Source organism: Carnobacterium mobile DSM 4848 (assembly GCF_000744825.1).
GTDB lineage: Bacteria > Bacillota > Bacilli > Lactobacillales > Carnobacteriaceae > Carnobacterium_A > Carnobacterium_A mobile.
Genome location: NZ_JQMR01000001.1, coordinates 1 through 18,936, shown reverse-complemented (window position 1 = coordinate 18,936; position 18,936 = coordinate 1). Strand labels below are relative to the sequence as shown.

The window sequence follows — 18,936 nt, the reverse complement described above, 5'->3', positions numbered from 1 at the left end:
ACTCCTCAAACAACTGACGCTGTTTGAGGAGTGTTTTATGCTTTATATAATTGATTAGTTAAAATCTTTGAATATTTTCATCGTGGCAGTTTTGAGACTGTTGAGTTTCTCCTGTGCTTCACTTTCATTATCTTCGTGTACTGAAAAATATAATTTGCATTTTTGTTCTGTACCTGAAGGTCGTATACATATCCATGAACCATCTGCTAAATAAAACTTCAAAACATTAGACTTAGGTAACTTGATGCCAACTTCTTCTTTCTTTACTAAGTCTCTTGATTCTTGTGTTAAATAGTCATCAATTTGTACGACGTTTATTCCATTAATAAATTGTGGAGGTGTCTCTCTCCATTTTTCTATACTTTTTAGCATTTCCGCTTCTGCTTTTGCGCCTTTAAAAACCATTGTCTCTAAGGCCTCTAAATAATAACCATATTCTTTATAAATTTCATCAAGAGCCTCTAACAGGGTCTTTCCTTGTTCATTATAGTAAACTCCAACTTCTGCGGTTAGAAGTGCTGCTTGAACAGCATCTTTATCGCGTACAAAAGGACGAATCAAGTAGCCAAAACTTTCTTCATACCCAAATAGAAACTGAAAACTTTCTTGCTTTTCAAACTCAGTAATTTTTTCTCCAATATATTTAAACCCAGTTAAAGTGTTAAATACTTTAACTCCATATTTTTTAGCTATGAGAGTACCTAAATCTGATGTTACTATAGTCTTGATAATTGCTGCATTTTTTAGCAGTTCATCATCGCTATGCAATAAAAGGTAATTTAATAATAGAACACCTAATTGATTTCCGTTCAATATTTGATACTTTCCTTGTTCATTTAAAACAGCTACACCAAGACGATCTGCATCTGGATCAGTGGCCATTAACATATTAGCCTTTTCTTTTATTCCTAATTCCATGGCCAAGAGAAAAGAGCTTTCTTCTTCTGGGTTTGGAGAGTAAACAGTCGGGAAATTCCCATCTGGGATTGCTTGTTCTTTAACAATTTTTAGGTTTTTAAAACCATTCTCCCTTAAAGCACTTTCTACTAACTTTAAACCTGTTCCATGTAATGGTGAATAAACAATTTTGAAATCCATAGCACTCTTCTCAATGATCTGAGGTTTCTTTAGAACCTTCGTTACTTGTGCAAGGTATAATTGATCAACTTCTTTGCTAAAAATAACGACTTTTTCAGATTTGATAAAGCTTTCCAATTCTCCACCTGTAATAAAGAGTTCATTCTCTATCTCGTTTAATAACTTACTGATATGATTAGCAGTATCCTGTGTAATTTGCCCGCCGTCTTCTCCATAAATTTTATACCCATTATAACTAGAAGGATTGTGGCTGGCCGTTATCATTACTCCCGCAGCTGCCCCAAATTCTCTCACTAAGAAAGATAATAAAGGCGTAGGCCTTAGCTCATCCGATAAAAACACTTTTATTCCTTTATCTGCTAAAACAAATGCCGTCTCCTCAGCAAACTCCTTTGAAAAGTGGCGACTATCATATGAAATGACCACACCTTTAGAAGCAGCATCTTTGTCTGTTTTCAATAAATATTCAGCTAAACCAAGTGTTACTCTTCGCACAGTATAAATGTTTATCCTGTTTGTCCCGACGCCTAGTTCCCCTCTCATACCTCCTGTTCCAAATTCAAGATAACGATAAAAGCGTTCTTCTAATTCTTTTTTATCATTGAGAGTATCTAATTCTTGTTTTAAGTTTTCCGACAACTGTTCAAATTGAACCCATTCTGTATATTTTTTTTCCCAATCCATTTACATCTCTTCTTCCAACTGTTTTAAAATTTCTTGAATACTTAATTCACAACATGCCATGGATGTATCAGAAACCCCATAATACATTTGAAGAATATCTTCATTTACGATTCCTCCACATCCAAAAACCACTTCTCCAAAGAAACCTTTCTTTTCATATTCTGCTTCGGGTTCAAGAATTGGCGTTTTGGTACGTGCAATCACTTTAGTTGGATTTTCTAAATCTAATAACATAGCTCCCATACAATATCGACTTTCGCTTGTAGCACCATGGTAAATTTCTAACCATCCTTTTTCAGTCTTGATAGGTACTAATCCTCCACCAATACGTCCATTGTCCCAATGTCCTTCTCTAACTCCTGCTAAGTGTTTGTGGTTTCCCCAATGTTGTAAATCTGGAGAAGTTGCGATCCACATATCATAGTTTCCAATACTTTTAAGGCTCGGTCTATGTAACGCATAATAAAGACCGTTTACTTTTTCGGGAAAAATCAATACATCTTTGTTTTCAGGAGCAAAAATATTGCCTTTATCTGTGAATGTTACAAAATCTTTTGTTGAAACTAATGAATCACAAACACCCACTTCTGATACCGAACTAAAGTTAATATAATAAGTGTCTCCCATTTGTGTAACCCTTGCATCTTCAATACCAAAAGATTGATATTCGTTAAAAGGATATAAGAACGGTTCTGAATCCACTGTAAAGTTACGACCATCTTTACTACGAGCAATGCGAATATATGAAAGTGAAGTCAAATATGAAAATCCTTCTACTTTGTCAGTAGAACGAAAAGTTCTAGGATCATCAAAAATATAATTTTTGTCATTTTTGTCAAATTCTTTAATGATCATTTCCTTACTTTCTGTATTATAGATTGGTACCTTAACGATATCGGGATTTTCACTAATTGGTCTTTCAGCAACTCTTAATAAAAGAAGTACTTCATCTTTATATTTTGCTACTCCTGCATTAAATGCACCTATTACTTCAAATCCTTCGTGATATGGTTTAACATCTACCGGTGTAATCATTGGATTTTCTTCGTATCTATATATATTCATTATTTTTCTCCTCATCTGTTTATGTTAAGAAATGGATCTTCTATTATTATTTTCTGTGCTTCAGCATCACTTGTTCCTACATATAACACACTCATTTGATCGTTACGTCGAATCATCCCACCACTAAAAACAACATCTCTTAGATCTGGTCTTTTTGATTCGCCAATAATAAAATCTTTACGTTCAGCAATTATTTTCAAAGGTGAAGCTTCTAAAGTTTTTAAATTTAATTTGAAAATCATCGAATAATAATGTCGGTCTCCCTCTTTATCAAAATTCGCAATATGTCCAAGTATCCCAACTGTATTTTCATCAAGTTGGTGGATTTCGTTTGCGCCTCCCCATTCTCCCTCAGTAAATTGATTTTCTATAAGTGGCGCTGCTTCAACTGCCTCAATCGTGAGATCTCTTATAGTATTTAGAATAGAAACTCCAATTTTCCCACGTCCTCCTTTTTCACCTTGAGGGCGGGTTAATAAAAGTAATTGACCATTTTCTAATTCTTTTAATCGGATATCTTTCATTCCAATTGGACCTTCAAAAAACAATTCCAATTCTTTTAACGTATTGCCTTTATAAAAACAAGTTCTCCAATCCAATAAGTCAGGCTGATTCTTTTTAGGAAATACTTCAACTCCACCTAATACTAGCTGCCCCTTAATTTTTGTAATAAATGGGTCTTGGAGTTTAAATACGGGTGCTTCTTTTATAAGACACCAAGTATTTTCTTTTGTTTCAGTAAAAAACATTACTTTTGAATCTTCACTATCCCTGGCTTCTACACGACCAGCAATAACTAAACCTTCTCTCGTTTCAAAAGGAGCTGTAATGTTATAAACGTCATTAGGTTCTACATCTTTAAATATTAATTTTGTTGATTCTTTTTTAGTATTCTTTTGTCTATACTCTTTTAGTAGTAATTCACAATAATCCATTTTTTCACCTCAAAGTCAATATTGCTACCGATAATGCCGGAATTTCAATTTCAGTGTTGCTCCATTTAACTGATGCATTAGTTAGAAGCACAGATTCTACTTTCCAATTTCCCTTAATTTTTTCTACATTTAAGCCAAAGTTTAATAATACAAGAACACTTCCTCTTTGAAAGTACAATAACTGTTTCTGCAATTTCAAAAATACATAAGTTTCATAGCTTAAAGCATGCATTTTTCTTAACCTTATTAACTTTTTATAAAATAAGGATAAACGGTGTCGCCTTTCTCCAACTTTAGGCGCACTCGGTATCCACGCTGCATTTGTTGAAAAAGAATCGTCTTCCCATTGCATTGGTGCTCTGGCTTTATCCCTAGTCTTTTCATTTGCTATCTTTAAAGCTTGTTCTTGGGTTTGGTCATCAATTAATGCTAAACGATAGGCCATTATTCCTTGAATGTCTCTTAAATCATCTGTAGTTTCTGCAACAAAATCTTCCATCCCTATTTCGTCTCCAAAATATATAAAAGGAACACCTTTTGCTGTAAGCATAAGTGCTGCTAAAAGCTCAGCAGTTTCAACTTTTTCGGATGCTAATCTAGACCAAAGTCTTCCCATATCATGACTTCCAAAAAAAAGAGTCGGATAGTTACCATTTGAATGTACTTCTTCCATTTTTTTCATTTCTTCAAACAGATAATTGATGTCCAGATCCTCAATACTTCCAAAATTGAAATTAAACGTTACGTCTAATAAGTCATCTTCGGAATAACTAGCGATCAATTCAACTTCATCCGAACTAATTTCTCCTACCATAAAAGCTTCGTTAGTTTTATTTTTAATAAAACTTGCTATTTCTTTAATGGTTTCAATGATTCCTTCTTGATTTTTATCGAACATATGAATTTGTTTATGATGCTTTTTATCAATCGGATTATCTGGGAAACTATCTCTTAAAGTAAGGTTATTGATGACATCAAGCCTAAATCCATCAATACCTCTTTTTAACCAATAATCAATAACGTCAAAAATAGCTTTTTGTACTTCTGGATTGTTCCAATTTAAATCTGCTTGCTCTCTTGCGAAACTATGATAATAATATTGGTTTGTTTGCTTATCGTATTCCCAAGCAGATCCACCAAAAAAGGATTCCCAATTATTAGGCATATCTTTCCAAATATACCAATCTCTTTTAGATGCTGTTCGAGAAGCAGCAGATTCTTTAAACCATTCATGTTCAATAGATGTATGATTAATCACTAAATCCACTATCACTTTTATTCCTTTATTATGCGCTTCTTGCAAAAAGATATTAAAGTCTTGCTCTGTTCCATAAATAGGATCAATATTTTTATAGTCGCTTATGTCATAGCCATTATCTATTCTGGGAGATTTATAAAATGGAGTTAACCAAATACCGCCTATTCCCAATTCTGATAAATAACTAAGCTTTTCTGTTATTCCTTTAAAATCCCCTAAGCCATCTCCATTACCATCTTTAAATGAAGGCATATAAATTTCATAAAAGACTGTTTCTTTCCACCATTCTTTCATTTAACTTTCCCCTACTTGGTTGTATATTGCATTCCTTCTTGGAATTTTTTTGAAAAGATTAAAAACAAAATAATTAAAGGCAATGTCAAAACAACAGAAGCAGCATACATCGGCCCTGGATAAGTTGCATATGGTCCAAACATCTGCGAAATCAATACGTTTAAGGTCACTGTCGAATCACTCTTAGATACAATCATGTCCCATAATAAATTTGTCCATCTGTCAGTGTACATAAATAAGAATACTACCGTTGTAATGGACTTAGACATAGGCAACATAATTCTAAAAAGAATGGTCATTTCTGATGCACCATCTAACTTTGCCGCTTCAATAAAGGAATCTGGAACTGCTTTAAAAAAGTTAGTATACATAAAAATGGCCCATAGACTTACCATTGTCGGAATAATCATTCCTGCATAAGTGTCTGTTAAGCCCACATTCGTTATCATTAAAAATTGCGGGATCAATAAAATGATCGCTGGGAAAAACATTTGAAATAAAAGAGCATTATTAACAAAGCTTTTTCCTCTGAAGTTCACTTTTGCTAAAGCATAAGCAACCATTATGGCAAAAATCAGCATTAAGAAAGTAGATATAGTTGTTACAATAATAGTATTCATAAATGCTCCTAACCATGGTGCGCTAGCTGCTGTAGAAGAATCCCCGAATAACCATATCCATGATCGCAATGAAAACTCACTAGGTAGTATATTTCGATCCACTTGATCCCATGCTGCAAAGGAATGCAAAATCAAGTAAATAAAAGGAAAAATCATAACGAGGAGCAATAAAGTAGTAGCAATATATTTTGTCGTAATAATCAATTTTTTATTTCTATGACCAACCATTGGATTCACCCCACTTTTCGAGAAGTTTTCTAATAATTCCGATTGATATAAATGTAACTACTGCTGCTATCAATGCGATTGCAGATGCATAGCCAGATTGTAAGTTAACAAACGCTTGATTATAAATTTCCATTTGCCATGTATTTGTTGCATAGTTCGGCCCACCACCGGTTAATTGGTAAACTTCAGTAAAAATACCGAAGCTTACTCCTACTGCCATTACAATAACAGTAAACAAGGCAGGATATAACATTGGAATCGTTATCTTTCTAAATAAGGTGAAGCTACTTGCGCCATCAATCGCTGCTGCTTCATAAATTTCTTGATTAATACTGCTTAACCCTGAGTTTAAGATCAAGGCATAATAACCGGACATCTTCCAAGCAATCATCAACGACACAATTAATAAGGCCGATGTAGGATTGCCTAACCAATCAATTTCCACACCAAACTTATTTCTTAAAAGTGTGTTAAAAGCTCCATTATAGGATAATAAACCTTTTACAATTAAAGATGTGACTACCCCACTAGATAAATATGGTAAGAAAAATGCTACTAAATATAACCCTTTAAATTTAGGTAAACTATTAACCAATAAAGCGATCACCATTGAAAGGATCAGAGCCAACGGAACAAATATAAATAAAAACTTATAGGTTACAAAGAAAGAAGCTCTTATTGCAGGACTGTGGAATGCTTTAATAAAGTTGCCTACCCCTACAAAATTTACATTAGGCGACATCATATCCCAATCCGTTACCGCAAGCCATAATGACCAACCTAATGGCAATAAAAAGAAAATAGCTGTAAAAATAATGTAAGGGCTGGAAAAAGACCAGCCCAATTTATTGTTCATTTTCTTCATTCTTTAAGCACTCCTTCTAATGCTGCTTTCATGTCTTTCCACGCTTTTTCAGGAGTTTTTTCTCCTCTCACGATAGGATTCCATGCAGATTCACCAATAATTTGTTGCAATTCGTTATAGTTTGCGTTGTCCATAGCAGGAACAGCATTTTTAACACTTTCAGCAAAAGATTTCATTTCAGGGTGTTCTTTAAAGTAATCTGCAAATGCTTCATTTTCTGTTGAATCATCACGAGCAGGAATTAAACTTGTTGTTTCTAATAGTTCTACATCATGTTGTACATCACCATAAACAAATTTCAAAAATTCTACTGCTGCTTTTTGTTCCTCTTCTGTGGCTTGAGTATACATTACTATGCCTTTAGCATCTGCATAAGTTGAAACATTTTCAGTATCTGCCATAGAGTCAGGAACTACTGGAGAAGCAACTGTATAATTTTCACCGTAAACTAATTCCGGGAATTTTTCTTCCCAGTTTGGAAATGCCCATGGTCCTAAATCTGCCATGATACTTACTTGGTTTTCAAATGGGTCCGTTGCTTCACCAGCAAGTAGTAATTTATCTTTTTGAAGATCAGCCATCATAGTTAAAAGCTCTACTCCTGCTTCATCATCCACAGTTAACTTATTATCCTCAATAAAGCTGTTCCCCTCAGTCGCTGCATCATAAAGTGGGAAGAAATCAAACCAACGCATCCAACCAGTAGGATCTGACAAATCACTTTTAGCCCAAATAACTTTTTCTGGATATTTCTCTTTAAGCTTTTTACCAACTTCTACTAATTCACTATATGTTTTTGGTGGTTCAGAATAACCTAAATCTTTTAAGACATCTGTTCTCCAAGCAAACATAATTGGATTAGAATAAACAGGTAAAATATACTGGCTGCCATCTGAAAATTCCCAACTATCTACAGTAGCGTTCATATTTCTTGAAGAAACAATATCTGAAAATCCTTCAATTTTATTCAATGGAAGAATAACTTCACTTTCTGCTAATTGTGCACCAAAACTACGGTTAATATTTTCTGACATTGTTGGAGCTGTTTTTGAAGCAACTGCCGATTGGATTGTCGCTTCAGATGAAGGGCTTTCTTTCATCTGAGTTACCACAACATCGATATCAGGATTTGTTTTTTCAAATTCTGCAGCCATTTCTTTCCAATACTTTAATTGAGGTGGATTAGGTGCTGCCCAAAATGTAACTTCTGTTTTTCCGTTTTCTTTTTTCGAAGAGTTACTATTACTTCCACAACCTACTAAGGTTATTCCTAATAAGGCCATAATGGCTGTTCCAAAAACTCTCTTTTTCAATTTCATTTTCTTTCCTCCTGTCTTTTTTGGTAATCGCTTTCTTTTACATCCACATTATCGCATTACAAAGATTAAAAGTCAACATTATTTTAAATAAAATAATTTAATTACTGTAATGTTAGTAATTTAAATAAAATGTTTAGGCTTAATATATCAAGTGTCATTGTGTTCTCGAATTTGACTAGAAGTCCATAGTAATGTATTCTGTAATTAATAAAAGGAATATTAACGTACAGTTTTATGAAAGTTGTATTAATAATGTGTATTTTTATTTAATATCGAAAAAATGAGGAATCTAAATGACTAAAATTACTATGCAAGATGTTGCCAATTATCTGAACATATCAAAAAATTCAGTATCCCAAGCCTTAAGAAATAAAAATGGAGTAAGTGAACAAACCAAGCTACTTGTTAAACAAGCTGCAGAAGAACTAGGTTACCAGTATAACTTTGTGGAAAAAAAAAAAGAGAGTATCAGTTCTCATCCTAAAGAGTTTTTATTATTAGCTACCACTTTTGCTTTATCTCAAACAAGTTTTTTCGGAATTATATTATCAAGTATAAAAAAAAATGTGGAAAGTTCTGGTAATAACCTTACAGTAAAAGAAATAAAGAATTTTGATTTTCAAGATAAAGATTTTCAAACTAAATTATCATCTACTGATTGGGCGGGTATTTTTATTCTCTCTCATATTGAAAATACCTTTATCCAAAACATACTTTCATTAGAATACCCTTGTGTTCTTGTTGATCATCATCATCCTCATTTTAAAGCTGATGCAGTAACCAGCCAAAATATTACAGGAGCATATACCGCTGTTGAGTATTTAATACAGTTAAACCATAAAAAAATTGGGTTTATTGGGGAAGTAACCTTTTCGCCTAGCTATGATGAACGCCAGTTAGGTTATATGAAGGCTTTAAATGATTACTCTATTTCTTTTAATAACGAATACCTTATTACTAATATACAAGAAGATCAAAGTAAGTTGTATGCTCGACTAGATGCTTTAAACAATATGCCTACTGCTTGGTTTTGTGTAAATTCAGGTCTAGCTTTTATTTTGAATTCTTATCTACAATCGAAAGGCTATTTGGTCCCAGATGATATTTCTGTCTTGTGCTTTGATGATACTGAATTTACTAGACTTTCTCAGCCACCAATCAGTTGTATTGCTACTGACTTAGAATTTATGGGCAAGACAGCTGTTACTTTAATGGAGCAAAGAATTGAAAGTCCAAATAATCCTTTTGTCGAAGTAAGTATCACTCCTGAGTTAATTGTTCGTACTTCGACAAAGACTCTTAATGAAGAAAAATCATAAATTTTTTTAGGATTTTTTGAATACTCCTATAATATGCTTTATCAGCGTTTCATATCTTAGGACATTATTTTTATATAGTGATAAATAAAAGAATGACGCTATTCCCTTTATTCTTTCAGGAAAATAGCGTCATTCTTTTATTAAACTTAGGATATACTACTTTGTCCTATCCTTTTCTTTTTTCATAAATACTTAACTTTTTTTCAAAAAGTACAGCTAATTTAATTATCGTTTTAAATTAATCAGCTAACTCTTCAATTTTCAAAGATTGGATTTCAGCAATCTTAACAAATGGTGCATAGATGACAACTGAAATAACTAAGTTAACAGCTGCTAATACCCCGCCCGCAATACTTTGAGTAGCTAAGAAGCCTCCAATAATTGGCGGTGTTACCCATGGCGGCATAGCCGTTGCTACCGGCACCATACCTAATTTTGTTGCAGTATAAGCCACTGTTACAAGCACGATCGGTGTCAAGATAAATGGAATGAACATGATGGGATTCAAAACGATTGGTAGTCCAAACATCATAGGTTCATTGATATTAAAAATTCCTGGAGCAGAGCTTAAATTCGTGACTACTTTGTACGCTTTATTTCGACGTCCGAAGATAAAAATAGCGATAATCAAACCAAGTGTTGCACCTGTTCCGCCTAAGTTAACGAAAGAATCAAAAAACGGTTTATTTACAATATAAGGTGCTGCAAGGCCGTTATTGATGGCTTCGATATTTGATTCAATTGCAGGCGCATTGATAGACTGCATCAAAGGTTCAATCATATTTGCACCATGTAGCCCGAAGAACCACAAGAAAGGTGCAATGAAAGCTAATAAGATAGCTGATGGGAGAGTATTCGCTAATCCCATAAATGGCTGTTGAACTAAATCATAGAAAGAAGTGATGATATCGGTTACACCGAAAGCAAAGAAAATCGTTCTGATCATCCCAAAGATACTAATTGTATTTTGAAGCTAACTCAATATAGTTTTTTACCTCCTCTGGTTTACTATGATTTGGATAAATTGGAATGCCCAATCTCCTCATTATCAATCACTGCTCCTGCTTTTTCTATTTTTAATCAAAAACACTCTTTTTAAGAATTGTTTTTGATTATCCAACATTTCAAGGAAAACGCTACCAAACCATATTAAACAACCCAGTTCAGTTGTTTAAAGCAAAAGGATCGATTAAGAATAAACTTCTCTTTAATTGCACTCCTGGAAAGCAAGAAATAGAAACAAAAGTTAAGCGCTTTCTATACATTTCTTATAAAAAGCGGTCTTTTATTTGATCGCTTCTTTCGCTTTTCCATTTAAAGCTGCATTTGATTCAATTAAAGCATAACATTTTCTCAAAAACTTAGTTAAATTAATTAACTAAGTTTTTGATTAGTGTTCTAGAGAAACCCAAATGAATTATCATTAGTTTCAAAGAACTTTCTTTATTTTATTTTCCATATTCTTTTTCCTGAAAACATCTGCTGAATTTACTAGACAATTTTTCGAAGTCGTGAGAAAATGTAAGATGTTAGTATTTGGTTCTATAGCTCAGCTGGATAGAGCAAACGTTTCCTAAACGTTAGGCCGGGAGTTCGAATCTCCCTAGGACCATTCGTTAAACAAGTAGGCTTGCTTCGATTGGCGATTATTTGTTCATGAAACCGGGTAGTAAGGACGAACTTACGGATTTTTTACGACTATTCGTCCACGAAACCTGTTTTAGGGACAAACTCACAGCTTTTTGCGGCTATTCGTCCACGGAACCTGTTTTAGGGACGAACTCACAGCTTCTTTGCGGCTATTCGTCCGCGGAACCTGTTTTAGGGACAAACTCACAGCTTCTTTGCGGCTATTCGTCCACGGAACCTGTTTTAGGGACGAACTCACAGCTTCTTTGCGGCTATTCGTCCACGGTTCGTGTTTTCCTGGTTTCATTGCCGCCTTAAAGCTGAATTTCTTCTTTTTAGAGCAATTTACCTGACTCTACAAAAAAAATAGACAAGAAAATAGACAAGCTCGCTGATTTAGATAGGAGACTTGTCCAAACTCGAAGAGGCAGATTCAAAAATCTGCAATTCGTTTAAAACTGTTCCTTTTGGGACAGTTTTTTTATTGTTAATGCTGACAGATTCAATTTTTTTCATGAAGTGTTTTATCTCTGCTAGTGTTTTTCGGCTTTTCCCAGACAACTTTAAGTTCATTATTTTCGTCAATTTCAATAACGGGTTGTAAATTTGAAAAAAATAAGTAATAGATTATGATTGCCATCATGGGCCATCTCCTTGAAAATAGATACTTTTTGTACACTCCAAACAATACTAGAAAAATACGATTTTTTTGTTACCAAAAAGTAAAGGAAATGATAAGTTTTCTTTCTGAATCGTCCTTTAATTTAAATAGAGGATTTAGTCTTTCTATCGATTCACTCAGTCTGCTTAAAATTTACAACACCTTTTTAATCTTCTTTTTGTTCCGCTTGGTTATAAATCACAAATCCAATAATGGTCAATAAAATGCCAATCAACAAGGTAAGAAACTGGTGCTCGTCTGTACTAGCCAACCCTAAAATAAGAGCTACAAAGCCTAATGCCATGACAAATAACCCATTTTTCAACATTTTGCTCATCCTCGCTTATTTAGTTTTTTCTTTACTTTATTGTCTTAGAAATCGCATTCACTGTCAACTTTGCGCACTTCTCATACAAAAAAAGGTCTGAAAAGAGGATGCATCTCTTTTTAGACCTTTTACTGTTTTATTATTCTGCTGGTACGCCAGCGATTTTTTTGTATACGTCTACTACTTCTGAAGCCATATCACGGAATGTGATAGCGTTCATTAAATGGTCTTGCCCATGAACAAGTAATAAACTAAGATTCATTTTTTCTCCTGAAGCTTCTGCTGTCAGCATAGCTGTTTGAGAATGATGTGCTTCCACAAGTGCTTTATCTGAATCCGCTAATTTTTGTTCAGCTAAATCAAAGTCTCCTGTTTTAGCAGCTTGAATGGCTTCCATTGCATCACTTTTAGCATTTCCGCCGTTGATGATCAGTCCCATGATCGTTTGTAAACTTTCTTGCTCTTCCAAATTAAAACTTCCTTTCATTTCGCCTGTTGCTTTTTACTTATTTGATTAATGCTAACGCTTGGTTTAAAACATTTTCGCCGTTCATCATTCCATAATCTTGCATATTGATAACTTCTAACGGAATGTTTTTATCTGCTAATTTCTTTTCAAATTGAGATTTCATGAAACGAACTTGAGGTCCTAATAATAGAACGTCAACGTTTTTTGAAGAAAGGTTTTGGTCAGCTTCTGCTGCGGATACTGCAAAGATATCTGCATCCAAGCCTCTTGCTTCTGCTGCTTTTTCCATTTTAGTTACCAATAAACTTGTACTCATACCTGCTGAACATACTAACATAATTGTTTTATCTGCCATTCTTAATCACTCCATCTATTTTATTTGTTCCTACACTTTATATAAAGCAAGTTCCGTGCCAACTTTTCTAATGTTGAAATCGCTATCTGTCAGCGTTTTCTGTATAGGGTTACATTTACACACAAACAAATAACGTTACACACTAATTTGTTTTGTGTAAATTAAAGCTGCTACAAAAAATCTTTGCTGCAGCTTTAACCTTGTATCAACTTCTCGTAAGCTGGTTTTCAATCAGCATTTGAACCAGATAAGCTCGTTCATCTTGAGAAATGGTAACTTGGTACTGTTCTTCTAATGGATTTAAAACAGACTTAACGGTCTCTGCTGCTACAGCATATTGCTGTAGATACTGATCAGCTTTAGAGAATCGACGCAAAGCTTTGCTTGATTTTAAACTCTCCATCAAGAAAGCTAAATGCAGGATCATACCTGTTTTCACACCCGAAAGCAATTGAATACCCAATTGTTTTTCTAATTCTTGTACAACTTTTTGCAAAGCAGCCATCAATTCGTAGACCGATCCGACATGTGTTAAAGTTCCGGTCAAAGATTGGCTCATTTGTTCAAGAGAGAGTTCTTCCACTTGGTACTTGATTTCCATTACCTTTTCCTCATCAAAAGCTTCATAAGCGGAAAAGTAAGGAATATTCCGGTGATAAACCGGTACAGTTCCCACAATGGCTTTGATCGTATGCTGTTCACTTAATTGATCAATACGCCGGATAAAATCTTCTAGTTGCAAAAATTGCATAGGAATGATGTTGGTACTGTTTGAATTGAGCACCTTTTTCAACTGTTCTTCCAGTTTTTTAGCAACGCCCTCGCCGGTAAAACAAGCTACTACCACAGCCGGTTGCTTTTCTGCCGCTGTCTCTAGACTCGGACGCGAAGTATTTCCCATCGCCATTTGGCAGCTTTGGTAAATATCTTCTAATGGACGCCCCACACTAGCCATTCGGACAGCTTCCAAAACCACAGGTGTGCTGGCCATCGAAAGAGTCCGCACTTCTAGCCCTAATTCTTGAGCCAGCATATCACCAAAAGCATTCAAAGAACCCATATCGGTCAGTACCAAGATCCCATATTGATATGTTTCCCGGTTAGCCGCAATGGTTTGGCGTACAATTTCATACATATCTTTCACTTTCATCGTTAACGGCATATCGATGGCCGTTCCGACTGTCGTGTCTAACAGATCCTGAACCGTCTCCAACATACTGCTGGCTGTTGATTTGCCATGCATCAAGACCATCACGCCCACCTGTTCCGTCATAACTTGAGTCGGTTCTTCAATATCTAACGTTAAAAACATGGTGATAAATCCGATTTCGTCAAATGGAATGTCTATGGCTAGCTGTTCTTCGATGATGGCGGATAAATCAATCGCTACTTGAAATTCTTTCGAATACTTCTTTCGCACGGCATTTAAATTGGGATGGACGATTGGGCGTTGTTCTTTGATTCGCTCAAGTGTACTTTGCAAATGCAAGGCAAAAGCGAAACGGGATTTCGATTCGTATGTCCGATTTAAATGTTCTTCTGCGAAATCGTATACTTTTTCGGTCAAATTACGGATATCGGCTGGAATCAATTCTTGATGAATATCAGATAACGACAACTGCTCAAGGTATTCGCTGAAATAATGCGTCAGGTTTTTTTGAATAAATCCTTCTAAATCCACTTCTTCCAAAGCACCCATTTTTAACGCTTCATCTACTCGTTCTTCAATTTCATTGTAAACCGTCATATCCGAAACCACATCTTGATTGATGGCCATTTTTTGACTGGTTGGAACAAATGAAAAATGGGATTTATGCCGATCAACTAATCGGTCCAACCGTTCAGGGGCTTCTTTCACTAACAACAAGCCTTTTTGCACCGCTAACGGCAAGTCCTGTTGCGTAATCGTTAAATAGTCTGTTTTGTGTGTCCGGTAATGCAAAAAAGCTTTGGCACAAACCAGCTTTAAATCACGTTGTACTTGGCCAATATTGGCTTCAGCTGGATAGAGCATATACGCCAATAAGCCGTCGCGTTCGATCACGATTTTTTGGTTCAGCCGTTGTGCTTCTTGCTGCAGAAAAGTAGCGACCAATTCGTAGCGTTCTTCAATCGTTCGTTCAGCTAACGGAGGCAACGTAATCGTCATCGGAATTCGCCGGTTGAATGTAGCCAGTAAAACATCTGAGTTTTCAGTTGTGGCTCCGATGATTTGCACTTGTGCGGTATGCGTTTCGCTGCTTTCACCCAATGGACGGTAAACGCCTTTATCAATAAACGTAAAAAGCATTTCTTGTCCTTCTGGCGGCAAGCGATGAATTTCATCCAGGAATAATATTCCGCCATCCGCTTGATGGATCAAGCCTGAACGGTCTTCGGTTGCTCCGGTATACGACCCTTTTTTCACACCGAAAATATGACCAAACAATAATTGCGGGTTTTGGGCATAATCTGCGCAGTTAAAAGAGATAAAAGGTGCCTCAGCCGGCAAGGCGTTTGCTTCTAAAGCGAATTGGTACATGCACTCGGCAAAGAGCGTTTTACCGGTTCCTGTTTCACCAAAAATGATCGTATGCAAGCCTCTCGGCGGATACAAAACTGCCGCTTTTGCTTGTTGGATCATAACTTTTAAAGAGGCACTATGCCCAATTAATTGATCAAACGCATCTCCTTGATCTTCTGTTTCTTCTCTTATGGATTGTCCAGGTTTCAGTTGGTATAACACTGGGCGGCCTTTACTTTTCTCAATTTTTTCTTCTTTGTATAGTTCATTCAAATACCGGCTGACATTTGCACGGTCCAACGCTAATGCTTCAGCTATCTCCTTAGCCGGCAAAGGTTCCATTTGGTTTTCTAAATACGCTAAAATATCTTTTTTACGAGACAGCATGCTGATCTGACTACTCCTTCCTGAAACCGGATACTTTGGTTAGTTGAAAAATAACGGAATCTCTTCCGTTATTCTCCGTATTAAAATTTGTTCTTTTTACGAGCACCTTTATTTTTATCTGTCTTTTTGCGGTGTTTCTTCTTTTTCTTAATAGGGCTCGCCATCTCTGCTGATTGAGTGTTTGGTTCAGCCATTTTTGATTTTGTCGGTGCTTTTTTTTCTTTGGCTTTTGATTTATTCATTTGTTCGTCACCTATTGCTTCTTCCGCTTCCGGACGTTCAGTAACCAACTTCCCGCCATAAAGAAATAATGGGGTAAGAGTTAACTCTAACGAAGAAATGATTTTTTTAAATTCACGTAATTCACGTTCATTAACCAAGGTTAAAACCGTTCCCTTTTGTCCCATCCGGGCGGTTCGGCCTGAACGGTGAATGTAGCTTTCTTTATTCAGCGGCAAATCGTATTGGATCACATACGGCAACCCGCGGATATCTAATCCGCGCGAAGCCACGTCAGTCGTCAACAACAGCTTGACTTTTCCATCGCGGAATTGTTGCAGCGCGTGCTGGCGTTCTGTTTTGTATTTTTCAGCATGCAGCACGGCAACTGAAATCCCTTCATACTGCAACTTCTCAAAAGCTAACGTTAAATTCGCGACGTTGTTAACAAAAACCAATCCGCGAAAATCTTCCATACGTGTCAAACGGCGCAAGACTTCTACGCGTTTTCTAGTAGGTGTTTCAATATATGCATGAGTGACTGTTCCTTTAGATTGGTCTTCATCAGTCACATCGATCCATTCAGGGTCTACATTGAACCATTTAGGCAACTCTTGCATAACTTCATTGCTCGTAGCTGAAAAGAAAGCCATTTGGCGTTCTCCAGGTAATTTACTGACGACTTGCCGGACTGTATTCAATTGTTCTTGTTGCAATAATTGATCGGCTTCATCTAAAATAATGGTTCTGACTTGGTGTAGTTTTAATTTTTTAGTTTCTGCTATTTCCAAAATACGGCCAGGAGTTCCCACAATCACTTCTGGTCTTTCTTTTAATTTTTCAATCTGACGGTTTTTATTTGCGCCGCCGATCATGGTCTGTACTGTTAATTCCAGCTGCTTGCCCCATTCTTTTACGACGGCTGCAACTTGGACTGCCAATTCCTGTGAAGGAGCCAAAATCACTAACTGGACACCAGATTTTGGTCGGATCTGTTCAATCGAAGGCAAGGTATACGCTACTGTTTTCCCGGTTCCCGTTGGAGAGATTCCCACTACATCTCGACCTTCTTTTAGGGGTTCATACACTTTATTTTGAATGGCAGAAGGTGTCGTATACTCTAATTTCTCCCAATACTGCTGTAAGGCAGGCACTAATTGTTCTTTCATTTTATGCTGTCCTCGTTTCTCTATTTTCCATTATCGGTCCGTTCATTACTTTCTATCATACCAAAAAAGCTGTAAAAGCTAAAGCAGCGAAACAGCAAAATAAAAAAAGCGAGACAAGCCCGCCTTGACCTCCGTAAAAATAGGGAATACGCCCCTGAATGAGCATACTGCGCAATGGGAAGTAGTCATCTTTTTTACGAGAGGTCAGGGCTTGAACGCTAGAGATCGAATGCAAAAAACTTATAATACACTACTCTATAAAAAAGAACAGGAAAAGCGAAGCAATCCTAAAAGCAAGTGTTCCTTTTAAGATGTTCTCCTTTTTCTGTTCTGTTAACCCTTTTCTTAATTCAATTACGCTTTTTTATCCGCTTCGAAGACAATTCCAGCATCTTGGCGAAGATCCGTCAACACGCGGTTAACTTGACGGCTTAACTCTTGCCATTCGGTGTAGTTTTTCAGTTGTTTTTCATCAGTCGGGTTATTTAATACCTCTGCAAAAGCTTGTGCTTCTTCTGTCATCGGATTAGCAATAATCGTTTGAGCAATATTTTCTTTTAAATCGGTTTTACGATCAATCAATTCAATCGTCGTGATGCCGGTAACGCCATCCATTGAAAGGGTTTTGTTTAACCCATAAATCTCAGAAGGCAAATAAGAATTGGCGATTTTACCGGTATTGATCGTTACATCAAAATCAGGATAACGCAGAATCGCAGTTCCTTTTCCGTCCACACCTGTTGCAATCTTAGTGCAGAAATAATGGCTTGAATCCGGTACACCAAACCAAGAAAGAGCTGCATAGATTGGGTAAACACCTAAATCTGCTAAGGCTCCGCCTGAATAAGTCAAAGAAAAAATATTGGGTTCGTGTCCCGCTAAGACTTGACTGTAACGCGAAGAGTATTTCATGTACGTAAAATTAGCGCCTTGAAGGCTTTCAATATTTTTAATTTCGTTTTTGACAATGTTAAAGTTTTCTTCGTGAATATGACGAGCAGCTTCAAATAAAAAAACGTTATTTTCTTTCGCGACTTTTACTGCTGCTTCCCATTCTGTTGGATTCGAGAACATCGGCTTTTCTACGATGACGTGTTTGCCGGCTTTCATCAAAGTCATAGCTTGTTCAAAATGCAAACTATTTGGTGATGCAACATACATGACGTCTATTTCTGGATGTTGCGCATAAACATCTAAGTCTATTTCAAAAACAGTTGCTCCATACGGTTCTCCAAATGCCTTAGCTTTTTCAACCGTTCTTGAATAAACCCCTACCATTTCATATAAACCTGTCTCAATTGCTGCATCTACAAATTGATTCGTGATCCAATTTGTTCCAATAATTCCTAAACGTAATGCCATAGTGATCTCCTCCAGCTCATTTCAATATCTTACTGACTTTTTTCCTTTTGCATAAAAGTAGAAAACGTTTTTTTTCATTCTTATCATATCAAATTTTCATGAGCATGAACAGAAAGAGTTTTCCTTTTATGTTTGCTTTCCTTTTGGTTGATTATGAAACGTATTTTTT

15 protein-coding genes, 1 tRNA gene and 1 pseudogene are annotated in these 18,936 nt (G+C 35.9%); 2 read left to right on the top strand and 15 right to left on the bottom strand.

The window, feature by feature from the left end; all coding sequences use genetic code 11:
* Nucleotides 1–54 precede the first annotated feature (54 nt).
* The 7 genes from BR87_RS00075 to BR87_RS00045 are packed head-to-tail and all read right to left on the bottom strand — an operon-like array spanning nt 55 to nt 8,366.
* Nucleotides 55–1,782, bottom strand: coding sequence for a phospho-sugar mutase (locus BR87_RS00075; protein WP_035027253.1), 1,728 nt, complete (start codon nt 1,780–1,782; stop codon nt 55–57).
* Nucleotides 1,783–2,847, bottom strand: a complete 1,065-nt coding sequence (locus tag BR87_RS00070) for a BtaManbiosPhlase (RefSeq protein ID WP_035027252.1) — start codon at nt 2,845–2,847, stop codon at nt 1,783–1,785. It lies immediately after the preceding gene.
* Between the two features lie 11 nt (nt 2,848–2,858).
* Nucleotides 2,859–3,782, bottom strand: coding sequence for a DUF1861 family protein (locus BR87_RS00065; protein WP_035027251.1), 924 nt, complete (start codon nt 3,780–3,782; stop codon nt 2,859–2,861).
* A gap of 4 nt (nt 3,783–3,786) precedes the next feature.
* Entirely contained in the window at nt 3,787–5,334 is a 1,548-nt protein-coding gene (locus tag BR87_RS00060) for an alpha-amylase family glycosyl hydrolase (protein WP_035027250.1), read from the bottom strand.
* 11 nt (nt 5,335–5,345) lie between these two features.
* The gene (locus BR87_RS00055; protein WP_035027249.1) at nt 5,346–6,182 is read right to left on the bottom strand and encodes a carbohydrate ABC transporter permease; all 837 of its coding nucleotides are present in this window, start codon (nt 6,180–6,182) and stop codon (nt 5,346–5,348) included.
* On the bottom strand, nt 6,169–7,047 hold the full coding sequence (locus BR87_RS00050) for a carbohydrate ABC transporter permease (protein WP_035027248.1): 879 nt from the start codon (nt 7,045–7,047) through the stop codon (nt 6,169–6,171). Before BR87_RS00050 ends, BR87_RS00055 begins: the two co-directional genes overlap by 14 nt.
* Nucleotides 7,044–8,366, bottom strand: coding sequence for an ABC transporter substrate-binding protein (locus BR87_RS00045; RefSeq protein ID WP_035027247.1), 1,323 nt, complete (start codon nt 8,364–8,366; stop codon nt 7,044–7,046). The genes BR87_RS00050 and BR87_RS00045 overlap by 4 nt, the downstream gene beginning before the upstream one ends.
* A 293-nt stretch (nt 8,367–8,659) precedes the next feature.
* On the opposite strand from BR87_RS00045, the gene BR87_RS00040 reads away from it, so the two are divergent.
* Nucleotides 8,660–9,685 carry a LacI family DNA-binding transcriptional regulator gene (locus tag BR87_RS00040; protein WP_035027244.1) on the top strand — a complete coding sequence of 342 codons (1,026 nt, stop codon included), beginning with the start codon at nt 8,660–8,662 and terminating at the stop codon, nt 9,683–9,685.
* 238 nt (nt 9,686–9,923) lie between these two features.
* Here the strand turns inward: BR87_RS00040 and BR87_RS00035 are convergent.
* Nucleotides 9,924–10,649 (bottom strand): annotated as a pseudogene (locus BR87_RS00035) (PTS sugar transporter subunit IIC); the annotation flags it as partial.
* Between the two features lie 574 nt (nt 10,650–11,223).
* Here BR87_RS00035 and BR87_RS00030 point away from each other — a divergent pair.
* Nucleotides 11,224–11,297, top strand: a tRNA-Arg gene (locus BR87_RS00030).
* Nucleotides 11,298–11,816: 519 nt separating this feature from the next.
* On the opposite strand, the gene BR87_RS12970 is transcribed toward BR87_RS00030, so the two are convergent.
* The 7 genes from BR87_RS12970 to BR87_RS00005 all read right to left on the bottom strand — a co-directional run bounded on the left by BR87_RS12970 (nt 11,817) and on the right by BR87_RS00005 (nt 18,767).
* On the bottom strand, nt 11,817–11,957 hold the full coding sequence (locus BR87_RS12970; protein ID WP_156959055.1) for a hypothetical protein: 141 nt from the start codon (nt 11,955–11,957) through the stop codon (nt 11,817–11,819).
* A gap of 184 nt (nt 11,958–12,141) precedes the next feature.
* On the bottom strand, nt 12,142–12,303 hold the full coding sequence (locus tag BR87_RS13145; RefSeq protein ID WP_169741122.1) for a hypothetical protein: 162 nt from the start codon (nt 12,301–12,303) through the stop codon (nt 12,142–12,144).
* A gap of 139 nt (nt 12,304–12,442) precedes the next feature.
* Complete coding sequence (locus BR87_RS00025) at nt 12,443–12,790, bottom strand: PTS lactose/cellobiose transporter subunit IIA (protein ID WP_211249956.1); 348 nt, start codon at nt 12,788–12,790, stop codon at nt 12,443–12,445.
* A gap of 19 nt (nt 12,791–12,809) precedes the next feature.
* Nucleotides 12,810–13,127: a PTS sugar transporter subunit IIB gene (locus BR87_RS00020; RefSeq protein ID WP_035027240.1), complete on the bottom strand. Its 318-nt coding sequence runs from the start codon at nt 13,125–13,127 to the stop codon at nt 12,810–12,812.
* A 205-nt stretch (nt 13,128–13,332) separates the two neighbouring features.
* Nucleotides 13,333–16,017 carry a sigma-54-dependent transcriptional regulator gene (locus BR87_RS00015; protein WP_035027238.1) on the bottom strand — a complete coding sequence of 895 codons (2,685 nt, stop codon included), beginning with the start codon at nt 16,015–16,017 and terminating at the stop codon, nt 13,333–13,335.
* A gap of 80 nt (nt 16,018–16,097) precedes the next feature.
* Complete coding sequence (locus BR87_RS00010; protein ID WP_035027236.1) at nt 16,098–17,405, bottom strand: DEAD/DEAH box helicase; 1,308 nt, start codon at nt 17,403–17,405, stop codon at nt 16,098–16,100.
* Nucleotides 17,406–17,759: 354 nt separating this feature from the next.
* The gene (locus tag BR87_RS00005) at nt 17,760–18,767 is read right to left on the bottom strand and encodes a Gfo/Idh/MocA family protein (protein ID WP_035027234.1); all 1,008 of its coding nucleotides are present in this window, start codon (nt 18,765–18,767) and stop codon (nt 17,760–17,762) included.
* Nucleotides 18,768–18,936: the final 169 nt, after the last annotated feature.